16 protein-coding genes and 1 pseudogene are annotated in these 14,142 nt (G+C 43.9%); all 17 read left to right on the forward strand.

Translation table 11 applies throughout. The annotated features are described in order from the left end of the window. Positions 1-105: 105 nt before the first annotated feature. The gene (locus ACTNES_RS02055; RefSeq protein WP_291816689.1) at positions 106-804 is read left to right on the forward strand and encodes an RluA family pseudouridine synthase; all 699 of its coding nucleotides are present in this window, start codon (positions 106-108) and stop codon (positions 802-804) included. A 247-nt stretch (positions 805-1,051) separates the two neighbouring features. Next, positions 1,052-2,161: a substrate-binding domain-containing protein gene (locus tag ACTNES_RS02060; protein ID WP_291809483.1), complete on the forward strand. Its 1,110-nt coding sequence runs from the start codon at positions 1,052-1,054 to the stop codon at positions 2,159-2,161. Positions 2,162-2,344: 183 nt separating this feature from the next. After that, the gene (locus tag ACTNES_RS02065; RefSeq protein ID WP_291809486.1) at positions 2,345-2,491 is read left to right on the forward strand and encodes a hypothetical protein; all 147 of its coding nucleotides are present in this window, start codon (positions 2,345-2,347) and stop codon (positions 2,489-2,491) included. A 181-nt stretch (positions 2,492-2,672) separates the two neighbouring features. Further along, positions 2,673-2,942 carry an AtpZ/AtpI family protein gene (locus ACTNES_RS02070; RefSeq protein ID WP_216458685.1) on the forward strand — a complete coding sequence of 90 codons (270 nt, stop codon included), beginning with the start codon at positions 2,673-2,675 and terminating at the stop codon, positions 2,940-2,942. A 48-nt stretch (positions 2,943-2,990) separates the two neighbouring features. Continuing rightward, positions 2,991-3,407 carry a hypothetical protein gene (locus ACTNES_RS02075; protein WP_291809492.1) on the forward strand — a complete coding sequence of 139 codons (417 nt, stop codon included), beginning with the start codon at positions 2,991-2,993 and terminating at the stop codon, positions 3,405-3,407. Between the two features lie 72 nt (positions 3,408-3,479). Further along, a complete protein-coding gene (locus tag ACTNES_RS02080) occupies positions 3,480-4,238 on the forward strand; it encodes a F0F1 ATP synthase subunit A (protein ID WP_216458694.1) in 759 nt (252 codons plus the stop codon). Positions 4,239-4,417: 179 nt separating this feature from the next. Further along, on the forward strand, positions 4,418-4,699 hold the full coding sequence (gene atpE / locus ACTNES_RS02085; protein WP_216458695.1) for an ATP synthase F0 subunit C: 282 nt from the start codon (positions 4,418-4,420) through the stop codon (positions 4,697-4,699). 118 nt (positions 4,700-4,817) lie between these two features. Further along, the gene (gene atpF, locus ACTNES_RS02090; RefSeq protein WP_441038430.1) at positions 4,818-5,321 is read left to right on the forward strand and encodes a F0F1 ATP synthase subunit B; all 504 of its coding nucleotides are present in this window, start codon (positions 4,818-4,820) and stop codon (positions 5,319-5,321) included. After that, positions 5,318-5,857, forward strand: coding sequence for an ATP synthase F1 subunit delta (gene atpH, locus ACTNES_RS02095; RefSeq protein WP_291809498.1), 540 nt, complete (start codon positions 5,318-5,320; stop codon positions 5,855-5,857). Before atpF ends, atpH begins: the two co-directional genes overlap by 4 nt. A gap of 110 nt (positions 5,858-5,967) precedes the next feature. Then, positions 5,968-7,497 carry a F0F1 ATP synthase subunit alpha gene (gene atpA, locus ACTNES_RS02100; RefSeq protein ID WP_291809501.1) on the forward strand — a complete coding sequence of 510 codons (1,530 nt, stop codon included), beginning with the start codon at positions 5,968-5,970 and terminating at the stop codon, positions 7,495-7,497. A 20-nt stretch (positions 7,498-7,517) separates the two neighbouring features. Continuing rightward, a complete protein-coding gene (atpG, locus tag ACTNES_RS02105) occupies positions 7,518-8,375 on the forward strand; it encodes an ATP synthase F1 subunit gamma (protein ID WP_291809504.1) in 858 nt (285 codons plus the stop codon). A 31-nt stretch (positions 8,376-8,406) separates the two neighbouring features. Further along, positions 8,407-9,801, forward strand: coding sequence for a F0F1 ATP synthase subunit beta (gene atpD, locus ACTNES_RS02110; protein WP_441038431.1), 1,395 nt, complete (start codon positions 8,407-8,409; stop codon positions 9,799-9,801). Between the two features lie 15 nt (positions 9,802-9,816). Continuing rightward, positions 9,817-10,218 carry an ATP synthase F1 subunit epsilon gene (atpC, locus tag ACTNES_RS02115; RefSeq protein ID WP_117674861.1) on the forward strand — a complete coding sequence of 134 codons (402 nt, stop codon included), beginning with the start codon at positions 9,817-9,819 and terminating at the stop codon, positions 10,216-10,218. 690 nt (positions 10,219-10,908) lie between these two features. Further along, entirely contained in the window at positions 10,909-12,096 is a 1,188-nt protein-coding gene (locus ACTNES_RS02120; RefSeq protein ID WP_291816687.1) for a pyridoxal phosphate-dependent aminotransferase, read from the forward strand. Beyond that, positions 12,093-13,433, forward strand: coding sequence for a sedoheptulokinase (locus ACTNES_RS02125; RefSeq protein WP_300334684.1), 1,341 nt, complete (start codon positions 12,093-12,095; stop codon positions 13,431-13,433). The genes ACTNES_RS02120 and ACTNES_RS02125 overlap by 4 nt, the downstream gene beginning before the upstream one ends. Positions 13,434-13,584: 151 nt before the next feature. Beyond that, on the forward strand, positions 13,585-13,839 hold the full coding sequence (locus tag ACTNES_RS02130; RefSeq protein ID WP_291816684.1) for a hypothetical protein: 255 nt from the start codon (positions 13,585-13,587) through the stop codon (positions 13,837-13,839). Continuing rightward, a pseudogene (locus ACTNES_RS02135) lies at positions 13,814-14,028 on the forward strand (relaxasome subunit MobC); the annotation flags it as partial. The gene ACTNES_RS02130 and the pseudogene ACTNES_RS02135, both read left to right, overlap by 26 nt. Between the last annotated feature and the right edge of the window lie 114 nt (positions 14,029-14,142).

A 14,142-nucleotide genomic window follows, 5' to 3' on the forward strand; every position in this document is an offset into this window, starting at 1 on the left:
ATGAGCCAATGGCATAGAGTTAACGGATATATTGGCAGACTGGAATCGATTATTGCGTGAAATTGAAAAGTAGGATATACTCTCCATGAAAAGGAGAGTTTTTTTATGTGGATTAAAGATATTAGAGATTATATTATATATGAAGATAAAGATATTCTGGTGTGTCATAAGCCTGCGGGGATTGCAGTGCAGAATGCACGGGTTGGAAGTATGGATCTGGAGAGTCTGCTGAAGAATTATGTCGCACAGAAAGTCCCGGGTAAGATGCCGTACCTGGGCATTATTCACCGTCTGGATCAGCCAGTTGAGGGAGTACTGGTATTTGCGTTGAATTCCAGAGCAGCAGCTGAGTTGAACAGACAGATGACATCAGGAAAAATAAAGAAGATTTACCTGGCGGTAACGGAGGGAGAAGTAAAAGTACAGAAAGCAACTCTGGAGGATTGGTTGAAGAAAGACAATAGAACGAACAATTCGACAGTTGTAGCAGCAGGAACTGTAGGTGCGAAGAAAGCAGTGCTGTCATATGAATTGCTGGAAACGAGAGAGGTGCAGGGACAGAGAAGAAATCTTCTGGAAATCTGTCTGGATACCGGGAGACATCATCAGATCCGCGTACAGATGGCACATGTGGGAATGCCGCTTGTGGGTGACAGGAAATATAATCCGCAGAAGAGCGGACAGGAACCGCTGGCACTCTGCTCGGCGAAGCTGGGATTTCAACATCCGGTTACAAAGAAGAAAATGGAATTTCAGGTAATTCCGGCAGGAAGTGCATTTAAAGGTTGGAATCGTATCGGATAATTGTTGAAATTTTTCTAATACACGATTTTGTGCACGGATGAACTGGATTAAGATGTGCTATTTATGAATTACTTTAATATGTGATGTAAAAGTGGTTTCGTTTTTCCTGTAGATGTGTGAAACTAAAGTGAAAAATGTGTAAAATCTCTGGACGAATTTCGTAAAATGTGTATAATGTAGAAAGAAATATGCTGTTCAACAAAATTGTAATAATTAATTGTACTATTGAAAGGATGAGGAGATTAAAATGAAAAGAGCGGCGGTAGCAGCGATAGGTTTGGTGACGGGGCTGACTATGCTGACAGGTTGTAGCAGGGCAGAAGTAGAAGAGACAATCCAGCCATTAGTGGCAGACGCTATCGAAGAGACTGATTCAGAAGCAGAAGCAGTGGACGAACAGGATGAAAGTCCGCTTATTCCGGAGATTGATACAGACGTTAAGATTGAAGCAGGTTCCAGAATTGCAGTAGTGAGTAAGGCTACCAAGGGCGAATATTGGAAAATGGTTAAGAAAGGCATGGAGGAAGCTGTAAAAGCAATCAACAAAGCGTACGGCTTTAAGAAAGATGATCAGATTACCATGACTTTTGAAGGACCGGACAATGAAGAGGATGTAGAGAGTCAGATTAATACTATAGATGCTGTTATTGCAGAGGATCCGGATGTATTGTGTATTTCTGCAAGTGATATGGACTCCTGTCAGGCGCAGCTTGAGGCAGCTAAAGAGAATGGGATTCCAGTTATTGCATTTGACTCTAATGTATCTGAAAAGAAGCTGGTGAGAGCATACAGAGGAACTGATAATGTGCAGGTAGGTAAGATGGCAGCTTACCAGCTTGGAAGTGCACTTGGAAAAATGGGTAAGGTTGCCGTATTTTCTGCACAGCAGAAGACTAAGAGCGTCCAGGATCGCGTGGATGGTTTTATGAATAATATCGGGAAGTATGGAGATATTGAGGTAGTAGAGACCATTTATTCAGATCAGGTAGATGATATGAAAGCTGCCATGCAGGAAGTTCTGGAGAAATATCCGGGGCTCGATGGAGTATTCTGTACAAATGCCGATGTAACAGAAATGTATCTTGACCTTGAGAAGAGTGATGAAGGAGATGCTCCGGCACTGGTTGGTGTAGATGCTACAACAAAGCAGCAGGAAGCAATCAGAAATGGCGATGAGATCGGATGTGTTTCCCAGCAGCCGTATGCGATGGGATATCAGACAATCTGGACAGCTGCTGAGACAACAGCTCCGAAGAAGTCCGTAACCATTGAGAAGAATCTGCTTCTGAATCCGGCATGGATCGATGCAGAAAGTCTGGATGATCCGGATTTCAGTGCTTATCTGTATACAGAATAAATAATAAGAATAACAGATCAGGGGAAAAGAATCTTTTACTCCTGGAATTATAAGAGACACGAAAGCAAAAAGTCAGAAGAAGACGTTTTTGTTTTCGTGTTTTTTTATTCTGCAGGATATTGTTTGCAGCTTTTATAAAACAAAGTCGTTCCGTGAAATTATATTATAAATAAGCAGAATATTTTGGCAGAAATGATTTATAGAAGACGTAGAATACTGGAAGAAGAATCCGGGTTATTGAGAATTTTAACAAAGCAGTGTGATATAAAATTAGCAGGAATGATAAAAATATTACAAAAAATATTGGTAAGAAAAAATAAATTTGAATAATTTGTACAACTTCATTGAATTTGTGTTTGAAATGTGATAAAATTTCACTATAAATTCAAAGGATGTTATAATTGCATTTGGTGAATTGAGCAAATGGCGGAGGCGGTGGAACATCAGCAGGAAGAAATGCTGATGAGAGAGATTCTCATTTACTTCGCCTAAGATTAAAAAGGAGAAGACGATGAAACAGTGGTCAGAGATTATCAGAAATGTCACCATGTTATCGCAGCTTGGTCTGTCTCTCATAACACCTACTTTATTGTGCCTGGCAGCCTGCTGGTTCATTGTTTCCAAGACAGGAGTCGGGGGCTGGATCTACATCCCCGGTTTTTTCTTTGGCCTTGGAGGCTCCGCAACGGTGGCATATAAATTTTATCTTTCTATTAACAGACAGCAGAAGAAAGAGAACAAAAAGAAGAAAAACAAAGTATCGTTTAACAGACACGTATGATGATAACAGACAGGTAAAATGGTACACAGAAATAGAAAGGAGATTTATATGAGCGTAATGGAGAATATTCAGCCGGCCGTGAAGAAAGAAACACAGAGAGTCGCCATGATCACAGGTATCGGGTTGATATTAATGTGGATTGTATTTGGAGTGTTACACGCTTTTATGCCTCAGAAGGTACCGTTTGATTATACGGTATTCTTTGGCGGGGCACTTGGAGGATGTGTGGCAGTCCTTAATTTCTTTTTTATGGGATTAGCAGTACAGAAAGCAGCTGCGGCGACAGATGAAGATACAGCCAGAATGAAGATCAAGGCAAGTTATTCACAGAGAATGCTGCTTCAGATGCTCTGGGTGATCATCGCGATCGTTGCTCCGTGCTTCCATTTTGTAGCTGGAATTGTTCCTCTTTTATTTCCTGGAACAGGAATTAAAATTGCAGGGATTTTTCATACTAAGAAGTAACGGCAGATTACAAATATCTGTTTCATCAAATCGGAAAACAGTACCGGTAAAGACAGGAGGTGAATGAAGAGTATGGAGTTGGATATTACCGGGGCAAGGATATTCTTTACATTGCCGATCGATGTGCCTGTTCTTGGGCAATTAAAGATCAGTGAAACTATGGTGGTAAGCTGGCTGGTTATGATCCTGATCACAGGATTATGTATCTGGCTTACCCATGATCTGAAAGAAGAGAATATTTCCAAGCGCCAGGCAGTGGCAGAGCTCATAGTAGAGAAAGCCAACAGCTTTGTAATCGGAAATATGGGTGAGAAATTCAGATACCTGATACCATTTGTTGCAGCACTTTTTGCAACAAGTGTGGTTTCCAACCTGATCAGTCTTGTGGGACTTCGAAGCCCGACAGCAGACCTCTCAACAGAGGCGGCATGGGCAGTTGTGGTCTTTATTATGATCACAGCACAGAAGATCAAGACCAGTGGATTCGGCGGCTATCTGAAAGGATTTACAACCCCGATCGCAGTTATGACACCGTTTAATATTCTTTCTGAACTGGCAACACCCGTCAGTATGGCGTGTCGTCACTTTGGAAATATCCTTTCCGGTGTGGTAATCAATGGTCTTATTTATGGAGCACTGGCAGTTGCAAGTTCCGCACTTCTGGGACTGATCCCTGGTTTAGTGGGAGATGTACTGTCACAGATACCGATTCTTGATGTCGGTGTACCTGCGATCCTGTCCGTCTATTTTGATTGGTTCTCAGGAATCATGCAGGCGTTCATTTTCTGTATGCTGACTGTAATGTATATTGCAAACGCAGCAGAAGAGTAGCAGAAACTTTGGCGGAACATACAAAGGGGATTTCCGCTGATATGGGTTATGGCCGTATGAACTGCCGGAGCGAAACGGTGGCGGTGGTAACCAAAAAGAATGCTGAAATACAGCAGAAAAAATTAATACCGCAGCAAAGGGGAAAAAGCTGCAGATTATTATTTAAACAGGAGGGTTTTATTATGGATTTTCAGTTACTGGCAAAAGGTATCGCATTAGCAGGTTGTGCAATTGGAGCAGGATGTTCACTTATCGCAGGTATCGGCCCTGGTATTGGTGAAGGTAACGCAGTAGCTAAAGCACTGGAAGCAATCGGACGTCAGCCTGAGTGCAAAGGTGATGTAACTTCTACTATGCTTCTTGGATGTGCGATCGCAGAGACAACAGGTATCTACGGTTTCGTTACCGGTCTGTTACTTATCTTCGTTGCACCTGGTATGTTCATGAACTTCCTGAGCTGATAAAAACAGCTAAGATGCCGGATATCACAGACTAAGCGGCATCTGATATGGAACTTGTGGATGATTCCGGCGGCAGTCGGAGAATGATCCGCATAAGTATAGACAGGAGGTTACAAACATGCAGGTACAGGAATTAGTTGGAATTGTGCCGTGGAATTTTATAGCGACGATTTGCAACCTTTTTATTCAGGTATATCTGATCAAACGTTTCCTCTTCAAGCCGATCAATGAGATGCTGGACAAGCGAAAAGCGAAAGCGGACGCAGAGATCCAGGATGCAGTGAAGGCGAAAGAAGAAGCTCAGGGAATGAAAGCAGAATATGAAAAGAATATGCAGGAAGCCAAGAATAAAGCAAACGACATTGTGATGACAGCGCAGAAAACCGCTGCGATCCAGAGTGAAGAGATGATCAAAGAAGCTTCCAGTCAGGTAACTGCCATGAAAGAAAAGGCAGAGAAAGACATTGCCCAGGAGAAACGTAAAGCAGTCAACGAGATCAAAGAAGAGATCGGTGGTATGGCTGTAGAGATTGCCGGAAAAGTGATCGAGCGCGAAATTAATGAAGAAGATCATGTAAAACTGATTGACGAGTTTATTGAGAATGTGGGTGAGGCATCATGACAAAAACTGCCAGAGTTTACGGCGGAAGTCTGTATGACCTTGCCGCTGAAGAAAAGCTCGACGGACAGATCATGGAGCAGATGATTGCGATCAGACAGATTTTTCGAGAGAATCCGGAATATCTGAAATTGCTGGGAGAACCGGCAATCCCTGAAGAAGAGAGACTCAAGATGATTGAAGAGGCTTTCGGACAGCAGGCAGAGAGATATCTGGTGAATTTCATGAAATTATTGTGTGAACGCAAGATTCTGAGAGAATTTGCCGGATGCTGCGAAGAGTTTATCCGACGCTACAACAGTGCACATGGAATTGCGGAAGCAGTAGTGACAAGTGCAGTGAAGCTCAGTGAAACTCAGATGGAAGCTTTGAAAGCGAAGCTTGAGAAGATAAGCGGAAAGAAAGTGTATCTGGTCCAGAAGACCGATGCATCCGTGCTTGCCGGACTTCGCGTGGAACTAGAGGGCGTACAGCTCGACGGTACCGTACAGAGCCGTATTTCCGGTATTTCCAAGAAACTGAATGAAATGGTCGTATAAAAAGAGTCAGGATCTGCGATTTAAAAGATTTTTCGTGCCTGCACGAAAGACTTTAAAGTTCTAAATCCTGAATAGTGCAAAATAATAGAATAAAAGGATGGAATGGAAACATGCAATTAAAACCTGAGGAAATATCCAAGGTCATCCGAAGCCAGATAAAATATTACGAAAATGCCATTCAACAGAACGAGACAGGTACGATCCTTATGGTTGGTGACGGTATTGCCAGAGCCAGCGGACTGGTAAACTGTATGTCCGGAGAACTTCTGGAATTTGAAGACGGAAGCTTCGGCATGGCACAGAACCTGGAGGAGAACAGTGTCTCCATCGTAATCTTTGGTTCAGATGAGAATATTGGTGAGGGTCAGACCGTAAAACGTACAGGCAAGGTCGTGTCTGTACCGGTAGGTGACGCCATGGTTGGACGTGTTGTAAATGCGCTCGGACAGCCAATCGACGGAACAGGCCCTATTGATACAAAAGAATTCCGGCCGATCGAGAGCAAGGCACCTGGAATCTGCGAGAGAAGATCTGTATATCAGCCTCTCCAGACAGGTATCAAAGCAATCGACTCCATGATCCCAATCGGACGTGGACAGCGAGAACTGATCATCGGTGACCGCCAGACCGGTAAAACTACAATTGCCACAGATACCATCATTAACCAGAAGGGAAAAGATGTAATCTGTATCTATGTAGCCATCGGACAGAAACGTTCTACAGTAGCTACATTAGTAGAGAACCTTACCAGAAACGGCGCAATGGATTATACCATCGTTGTAGCAGCTACAGCATCTGAGTCAAGCCCGCTGCAGTATATCGCACCGTATTCCGGATGTGCAATGGGTGAGTACTTTATGAATAAGGGAAAAGACGTGCTGATCATTTATGATGACTTAAGTAAGCACGCAGTTGCATACCGTGCACTTTCCCTGCTGATCCGTCGTCCACCAGGACGTGAGGCATATCCTGGAGATGTTTTCTATCTGCATTCCAGACTTCTGGAACGTGCAGCAAAACTTGACGATGAGCATGGCGGCGGCTCCATGACAGCACTGCCGATCATCGAGACACAGGCAGGTGACGTATCTGCCTATATTCCTACTAATGTTATTTCTATCACAGACGGACAGATCTTCCTGGAAACAGAGTTATTCCATTCAGGAATCATGCCAGCTGTAAACCCTGGTATCTCCGTATCCCGAGTTGGTGGTGATGCGCAGATCAAGGCGATGAAGAAAGTAGCAGGAACACTGAAACTGATTTATTCCCAGTACCGTGAGCTGCAGAGTTTCGCACAGTTCGGTTCTGATCTGGATGCTGATACAAAGGCACGTCTGGAACAGGGCGCCCGTATCGTAGAAGTCCTGAAGCAGAATCAGAACGCACCGGTTCCTGTAGAGAAACAGGTTGCGATCCTTTATGCAGTTACAAAGGGTGTTCTGGAAACAATTAAAGTTGAAGATGTAAGTGTATATGAATCAGGATTATATACGTATCTGGATACAGATGCAGCAGGACTGGAAGTTATGCAGGAAATCCGCACAACAGGTAAACTGGAGCAGGAAACAGAGCAGAAACTTCGTAGCGTGCTGGATGCATATACAGAGAATTTCCTGAATACAAGACCTGAGAAATAAAGTGATTAGGAGGGTATCGTATGGCTTCGAATATGAAAGCGGTAAAGCTGCGTATCAAGAGTGTACAGAGTACCATGCAGATTACCAAGGCCATGGAGCTTGTAGCATCCTCCAAACTGCGTAAGGCAAAGGAACGTGCAGAGGTATGTCGTCCGTACTTTACAGAACTTCATGAGACATTGAAAGAGATTGCAAGGGAGAATACAGACTTCTCATCTGTTTATGCGAAAGAGTCCCCGAATAATAAAACCTGCTATGTAGTGATCGCAGGTGACAGAGGACTGGCAGGCGGATATAATGCAAACCTTTTCAAGTGTCTGGAGGCTTCTGCTGAAGGTAAGGATTACATGGTTCTGCCGGTCGGAAAGAAAGCAGTGGAATATTTCCGTCAGAGAGGGATTGAAGCCCTGACAGAACAGTTTGCAGAAGTGGGGAACATTTCTGTGGCGGACTGTTTTGAGATGGCAAATATGCTCTGTACGGAATTTCGAAAAGGAACCTTTGGCCATATTGAATTATGCTATACTGTCTTTAATTCCATGCTTTCCCAACAGCCGGAGGTATTTTCCATGCTTCCTATGACTGATATCAGAGAGGAAAGCGGCGGTAAGATAGAGACGAAGAATCTGATCCTCTATGAACCGGACGGAGAGACAGTATTTGATGCCATTGTTCCGGAATATCTGGCAGGTCTGGTTTATGGCGGTATCTGCGAAAGTGCCGCAAGTGAATTGGCAGCCAGACGTATGGCTATGGACGCTGCCACAAGTAATGCGGAAGAGATGATTGATAAGCTCAATCTGTATTACAACAGAGCGCGTCAGGCAAGCATCACGCAGGAGATCACGGAGATTGTTGCAGGTGCAGAAGGTCTTTAATATAATTTCCAACAGATAGGAGATTACTAACATGAGTGAAAAACACATTGGCGAGGTAGTGCAGGTTATCGGTCCGGTACTGGATATCCGCTTTGCGCACGATGAACTGCCTCCTCTTCTCAATGCCATAGAGATTGATAATGATGGCGCAAAGCTGGTTGCCGAGGTTGCACAGCAGATCGGTGATGACGTGGTAAGATGTATTGCCATGAATTCTACTGACGGATTGGTGCGCGGTGCCAAAGCCCTGGATACAGGCGGTCCCATTTCTGTTCCTGTAGGTGAGGAATGCCTGGGACGAGTATTTAACCTTCTGGGTGACCCGGTAGATAACCTTCCGGCACCGGAGGCAAAGGAACGCTGGTCTATCCATCGTCAGGCTCCTTCTTATGAAGAACAGATGCCTGCAACAGAGATCCTGGAGACAGGAATCAAGGTCGTTGACCTGATCTGCCCTTATGCAAAGGGTGGTAAGATCGGTCTTTTCGGTGGTGCAGGTGTAGGAAAAACAGTTCTTATCATGGAGCTGATCCACAATGTAGCAACTGCACACGGTGGACTTTCCGTATTTACAGGCGTAGGAGAGCGTACACGTGAGGGAAATGACCTTTACAATGAAATGAAAGAAAGTGGAGTTATCGACAAGACTGCTCTGGTTTACGGTCAGATGAACGAGCCGCCCGGAGCACGTATGAGAGTTGGACTTTCCGGACTTACCATGGCGGAATATTTCCGTGATGAGAAGAACCAGGATGTGCTCCTCTTTATTGACAATATTTTCCGTTTTACACAGGCAGGTTCCGAGGTGTCTGCGCTTCTGGGACGTATGCCTTCAGCCGTAGGTTACCAGCCTACACTGGCAACTGAAATGGGTAACCTGCAGGAACGAATTACTTCTACAAGAAAAGGTTCCATCACATCTGTACAGGCTGTATATGTGCCTGCCGATGACCTGACTGACCCGGCTCCTGTAACTACATTCTCACATCTGGATGCAACAACTGTACTTTCCCGTGAGATCTCCAGCCAGGGTATTTATCCGGCTGTTGATCCTCTGGATTCCACAAGCCGTATCCTTTCTCCTGAGATCGTAGGAACAGAGCATTATGAGATTGCCAGATCAGTACAGAGGGTTCTTCAGCGTTACAAAGAGCTTCAGGACATCATTGCCATCATGGGTATGGATGAGTTGTCTGAGGAAGACAAACGTACTGTAAGCCGCGCCCGTAAGGTTCAGAGATTCCTGTCACAGAGCTTCTCTGTAGCAGAACAGTTCACAGGTATGCCTGGTAAATATGTTCCGCTGAAGGAGACACTGAGAGGATTCAGGATGATCCTGAACGGTGAGTGTGATGACATTCCTGAGAGTTATTTCCTGTTTGTGGGAACCATTGATGAAGTGTTTGAAAAAGCCAAGAATCAGTAAAGGGGGAAATGTCCTATGAGTACTTTCCCGTTGAGAATCGGAACACCGGACGGACTGCTCTTTGAAGGCAACGTGGAGCGTGTGATCTGTAGAACTGTCAGTGGTGATCTGGCCATTCTTGCCAGACATTGTAATTACTGTACTGCCCTGGGAATGGGGGAAGCCAGTGTGGTAATGGAAGACGGCAGCAGACGGACCGCAGCCTGTATTGGCGGAATGCTTTCTGTTATGAACGGAAAGTGTCGTGTCCTTGCAACTACCTGGGAGTGGAAAGAGGATATTGATGAGCAGCGTGCGCAGGAAGCTAAGAAAAGAGCTGAGGAGATGATCGCCAAAGGTGGTTTGACTGATCATGATTATAAGATTGTGGAGGCTAAGCTGCAGAGGGCGTTGGTGCGTTTGAGTGTGAAGAGCTGAGAAAATAAGAGGTATTAAAAGACTGACAGGGAATCCGGAAAGGGAGACTGTTGGTCTTTTTTTGTTTGTGATATGGTCTTTTTGAGATATAGTGGGAAGAAGCTGAGGGAGGGATTTGAAGGAGGGACGCATAGAAAAATAATTTATTTCATGTGCGGTTTCGGACATTAAGATATTCTAAGCTGCTCAAAATCTGCTAAAGGCATGAGAAAAATGCCACAAACTCGCTTCGCTCAGACAGTGTGTCATTTTTCTCATAACGCAGATTTTGACCAGCTAAGAATATCTAAATATCCTGCAAATGCACATGAAATAAATTATTTTTCTATGCTGGTAGTTGGAGTTTTTAAACACACTGGCAGGGACTTATTTGATTTGGTGTTGCTGTTCATGCGCTACTATCCCGCGAGGTGTTTTTGGGGTATGAATATGCCAAAATCCCGATACATATAAGTCAAAATTCCATTGATGCGGGTAATCTGGAATTTTGGCTACATTACTGTAAACGGAGCGAACGGCAACGATTCGGTTAAAAAGATGAAACATAGTATATTGTCACACATTGACACTTTACCATGATGAGGTTAAAATAAGGATAGATTATGCGATTGTAAGAGAAAGAGGGCAGTTGCGATATTATTTTGAATTTCGGTGATTTGCCGGGATTATTTGGACAGGAGCGAATATGTTATGATAGCAGAAAAAATGAAACCTTATGTAAAAAATAATTCAGCCATTCGTATGATGTTTGAGGAGGGAAACCGTCTCAGAGCCATCTATGGGGCGGACAAAGTTTATGATTTCAGTCTTGGGAATCCAAGTGTTCCGGCACCGGAGTGTGTGAAGGAGGCTATTATTGATTTGGTGAATGAGGTGGAGCCGACGGTGCTTCATGGTTATATGAGTAATGCGGGATTTGAGGATGTGCGCCAGACGATAGCAGAATCTTTGAACCGTCGCTTTGGAACTAAATTTGCGGCGAAGAATCTGATTATGACGGTTGGGGCAGCCAGCGGATTGAATGTGATTTTTAAGACGATTCTGAATCCTGGGGAAGAAGTGATTGTTTTTGCACCATACTTTCTGGAATATGGTGCATATGTGCGTAATTTTGATGGCAAGCTTGTGGAAATCTCTCCGGATACTACCACATTCCAGCCGAATCTTGAGGAGTTTGAGCAGAAGATTACGGCAAAGACAAGGGCTGTGATCGTAAATACACCTCATAACCCGACTGGTGTTGTATATTCCGAAGAAACCATTAAGAAGCTGGCAGCAATTCTTGAGAAAAAGCAGCAGGAATTCGGCAGTGTGATTTACCTGATTTCTGACGAGCCATACAGAGAGCTGGCTTATGACGGTGTAGAGGTTCCGTATCTGACAAAATATTACGGTAATACTATTGTTGGTTATTCTTACAGCAAATCTCTGTCCCTTCCGGGAGAGCGTATCGGTTATCTGGTAATTCCGGATGAGGCAGATGGCAGCGAAGAACTTATCACTGCAGCGGCTATTGCCAACCGTACCATCGGATGTGTCAATGCACCGTCTCTGATGCAGAAGGTGATTGCCAAATGTGTAGATGCAGAAGTGGATGTAGCTGCATATGACAAGAACCGTCTGGCATTATACAATGGACTGAAGGAATGCGGATTCGAGTGCATCAAACCGCAGGGTGCATTCTACCTTTTTGTAAAATCACCGGTAGCAGATGAAAAAGCGTTCTGCGAAGCAGGAAAGAAATATAATATTCTTATGGTTCCTGGAAGTTCCTTTGCTTGCCCGGGTTATGTGAGACTGGCTTACTGTGTATCTTATGATACGATTATTAATTCCCTGCCGGAGTTTAAGAAACTGGCAGAGGAGTTTGGACTGTGAAAACGGCGGGGATTGACATTGGGACAACAACGATAAGTGGTGTTGTTCTGGAAAAAGGAGAAAACGGGCAGACAAAGATTCTGGAGGCAAAGACCGTAGAGAATGGCTGCTTTATTGAAACCGGAAATGAATGGGAAAGAATACAGTATGCCGGGGAAATTGTAGAAAGAGCAATGAATCTGCTGGATTATTTCCTGGAGAAGTATCCGGAGGCTGAAAGGATTGGGCTCACAGGGCAGATGCATGGGATTGTCTATGTTGACAAAGAAGGAAATTGTGTCAGTCCGTTATATACATGGCAGGATGCCAGAGGAAGTATCTGCGATGGGGATCAGATTCCTTTAACAGAAGAAATCCGGGAAAGATGTCAAATCCATGCTGCTTCAGGATATGGGCTTGTCACACATATCTATAATATCAGGCATAATCTGGTTCCGGATGCGGCCTTGAGTTTCTGTACAATCATGGATTATTTTGGAATGCATTTGACAGGGCGAAAAAAACCATTGGTACATGTGAGTAATGCGGCAGGTTTTGGATTCTTTGACAGCAATAAGATGTGCTTTGAAAAAGAAAAACTGGCTGAAATGGGAGTGGGTGCAAACTGGCTGCCGGATGTTTGTACGGAAATAGAAAAACTGGGTACATATGGAGGAAGAACAGTTACAACAGCAATCGGAGACAATCAGGCAAGTTTCCTCGGAGCAGCAGGTGATAAGGAGAATATATTACTGGTCAATATGGGAACCGGTGGACAGATTTCTGTTCTTTCCAGTCAGTATTTTTCGGGAGATGGAATTGAGGCGAGACCTTTCCTGAATGGGAAGTATCTGCTTGCGGGAGCATCTCTGTGTGGCGGTAAGGCATATGCGCTCCTGGAACAGTTTTTCCGAAAATTTGTAAAAGAAGCGACCGGACAGGATCAGCCATTATATAAAGTAATGGAAAAGATGGCAAGAACAGGGAGAGACCAGAATAGCGAAAGGTCTGAAAGTCGAAAGATTAAAGTTGAAACAACATTTGATGGTACGCGGATGAATCCGGAAAAAAGCGGAAGTATTACTCAGATGTGTTCCGAAAACTTTATGCCAGAAGATTTCTGCTATGGTGTTCTGAAGGGAATGAGTACAGAATTGTATCAGATGTATATGACTATTCAGAAAGGAACCGGCATAAAGATCAGGCGCATGATTGGTTCAGGAAATGGACTGAGAAAAAATCCGGTACTGTGCGAAATTATTGAAGATATGTTCAAGGCAGAACTTGTTCTGGCAGAATGTGAAGAGGAAGCTGCGACAGGGGCGGCAATGAGCAGTCTGCCAAGGTCGGCTCAATGATTAATCGAATGAGGGTCATGTTCTTTTACTGCCCGATTGATTGAGTGTTATTTTCCGGCATGTCCTGAACAGAAGAACCAAAGGTTATCAATCTGTAAAAATTTGAGTAATATAACTTCCAGCTTTGCTAATTAAAAAAATGAAGACGATAATGAAAGCATTTGTCAGGAATGGCAGGTGCTTTTTGTGTGCCCGGAGTGATCCGGGTGTCAAGGCTTCCCAGGCTGGTGCTTCCATGCGTTCCATTATGACAAGCTTGACCGGGGATGCGAAGAAGGATAATCAGACAATCGGAACTGCTGAAATGCTTCTTGCGTGTAAGTATGTCATAACTCCGATTATCTTACTATACCGTTTCAGAATCCTCATACATGATAATTATGGCAAGATCAACAAAGAGTTATGAGGAGCGTATGCTTCAGTTGGAAAAAAGAGAACAGGAAAGCCTTGAGAAAGCGAAACAGTACGCAGCACAGAAACGAGAATTGGAAAAGCGAAGGAAAGTAAAATACGAATCCACAGGCTCTGCCAGATTGGCAGTGCGGTGGAATCCGTGCTTGGATATGCGATTGAGAAAGAGGATATTATTAAAATTTAACCTAGATTATTCACGGCAATGCCGTGAAAGTGGCCGAAAGCCACATAGTTACAGTATTTTAACTGAATATTGCTTTTCACCTATTAAGTGAATGAAAAAAGAGCTTCACTT

It is taken from the genome of Blautia sp. HCP3S3_D9, from assembly GCF_052063845.1.
Classification (GTDB): domain Bacteria; phylum Bacillota; class Clostridia; order Lachnospirales; family Lachnospiraceae; genus Blautia_A.

Bases quoted from the DNA above. Each gene is read 5' to 3' on its own strand.
- ACTNES_RS02055 (WP_291816689.1), top strand. From the start codon at position 106: ATGTGGATTAAAGATATTAGAGATTATATTATATATGAAGATAAAGAT.
- ACTNES_RS02060 (WP_291809483.1), top strand. From the start codon at position 1,052: ATGAAAAGAGCGGCGGTAGCAGCGATAGGTTTGGTGACGGGGCTGACT.
- ACTNES_RS02070 (WP_216458685.1), top strand. From the start codon at position 2,673: ATGAAACAGTGGTCAGAGATTATCAGAAATGTCACCATGTTATCGCAG.
- ACTNES_RS02075 (WP_291809492.1), top strand. From the start codon at position 2,991: ATGAGCGTAATGGAGAATATTCAGCCGGCCGTGAAGAAAGAAACACAG.
- ACTNES_RS02080 (WP_216458694.1), top strand. From the start codon at position 3,480: ATGGAGTTGGATATTACCGGGGCAAGGATATTCTTTACATTGCCGATC.
- atpF (WP_441038430.1), top strand. From the start codon at position 4,818: ATGCAGGTACAGGAATTAGTTGGAATTGTGCCGTGGAATTTTATAGCG.
- atpH (WP_291809498.1), top strand. From the start codon at position 5,318: ATGACAAAAACTGCCAGAGTTTACGGCGGAAGTCTGTATGACCTTGCC.
- atpA (WP_291809501.1), top strand. From the start codon at position 5,968: ATGCAATTAAAACCTGAGGAAATATCCAAGGTCATCCGAAGCCAGATA.
- atpG (WP_291809504.1), top strand. From the start codon at position 7,518: ATGGCTTCGAATATGAAAGCGGTAAAGCTGCGTATCAAGAGTGTACAG.
- atpD (WP_441038431.1), top strand. From the start codon at position 8,407: ATGAGTGAAAAACACATTGGCGAGGTAGTGCAGGTTATCGGTCCGGTA.
- atpC (WP_117674861.1), top strand. From the start codon at position 9,817: ATGAGTACTTTCCCGTTGAGAATCGGAACACCGGACGGACTGCTCTTT.
- ACTNES_RS02120 (WP_291816687.1), top strand. From the start codon at position 10,909: ATGATAGCAGAAAAAATGAAACCTTATGTAAAAAATAATTCAGCCATT.
- ACTNES_RS02130 (WP_291816684.1), top strand. From the start codon at position 13,585: ATGAAAGCATTTGTCAGGAATGGCAGGTGCTTTTTGTGTGCCCGGAGT.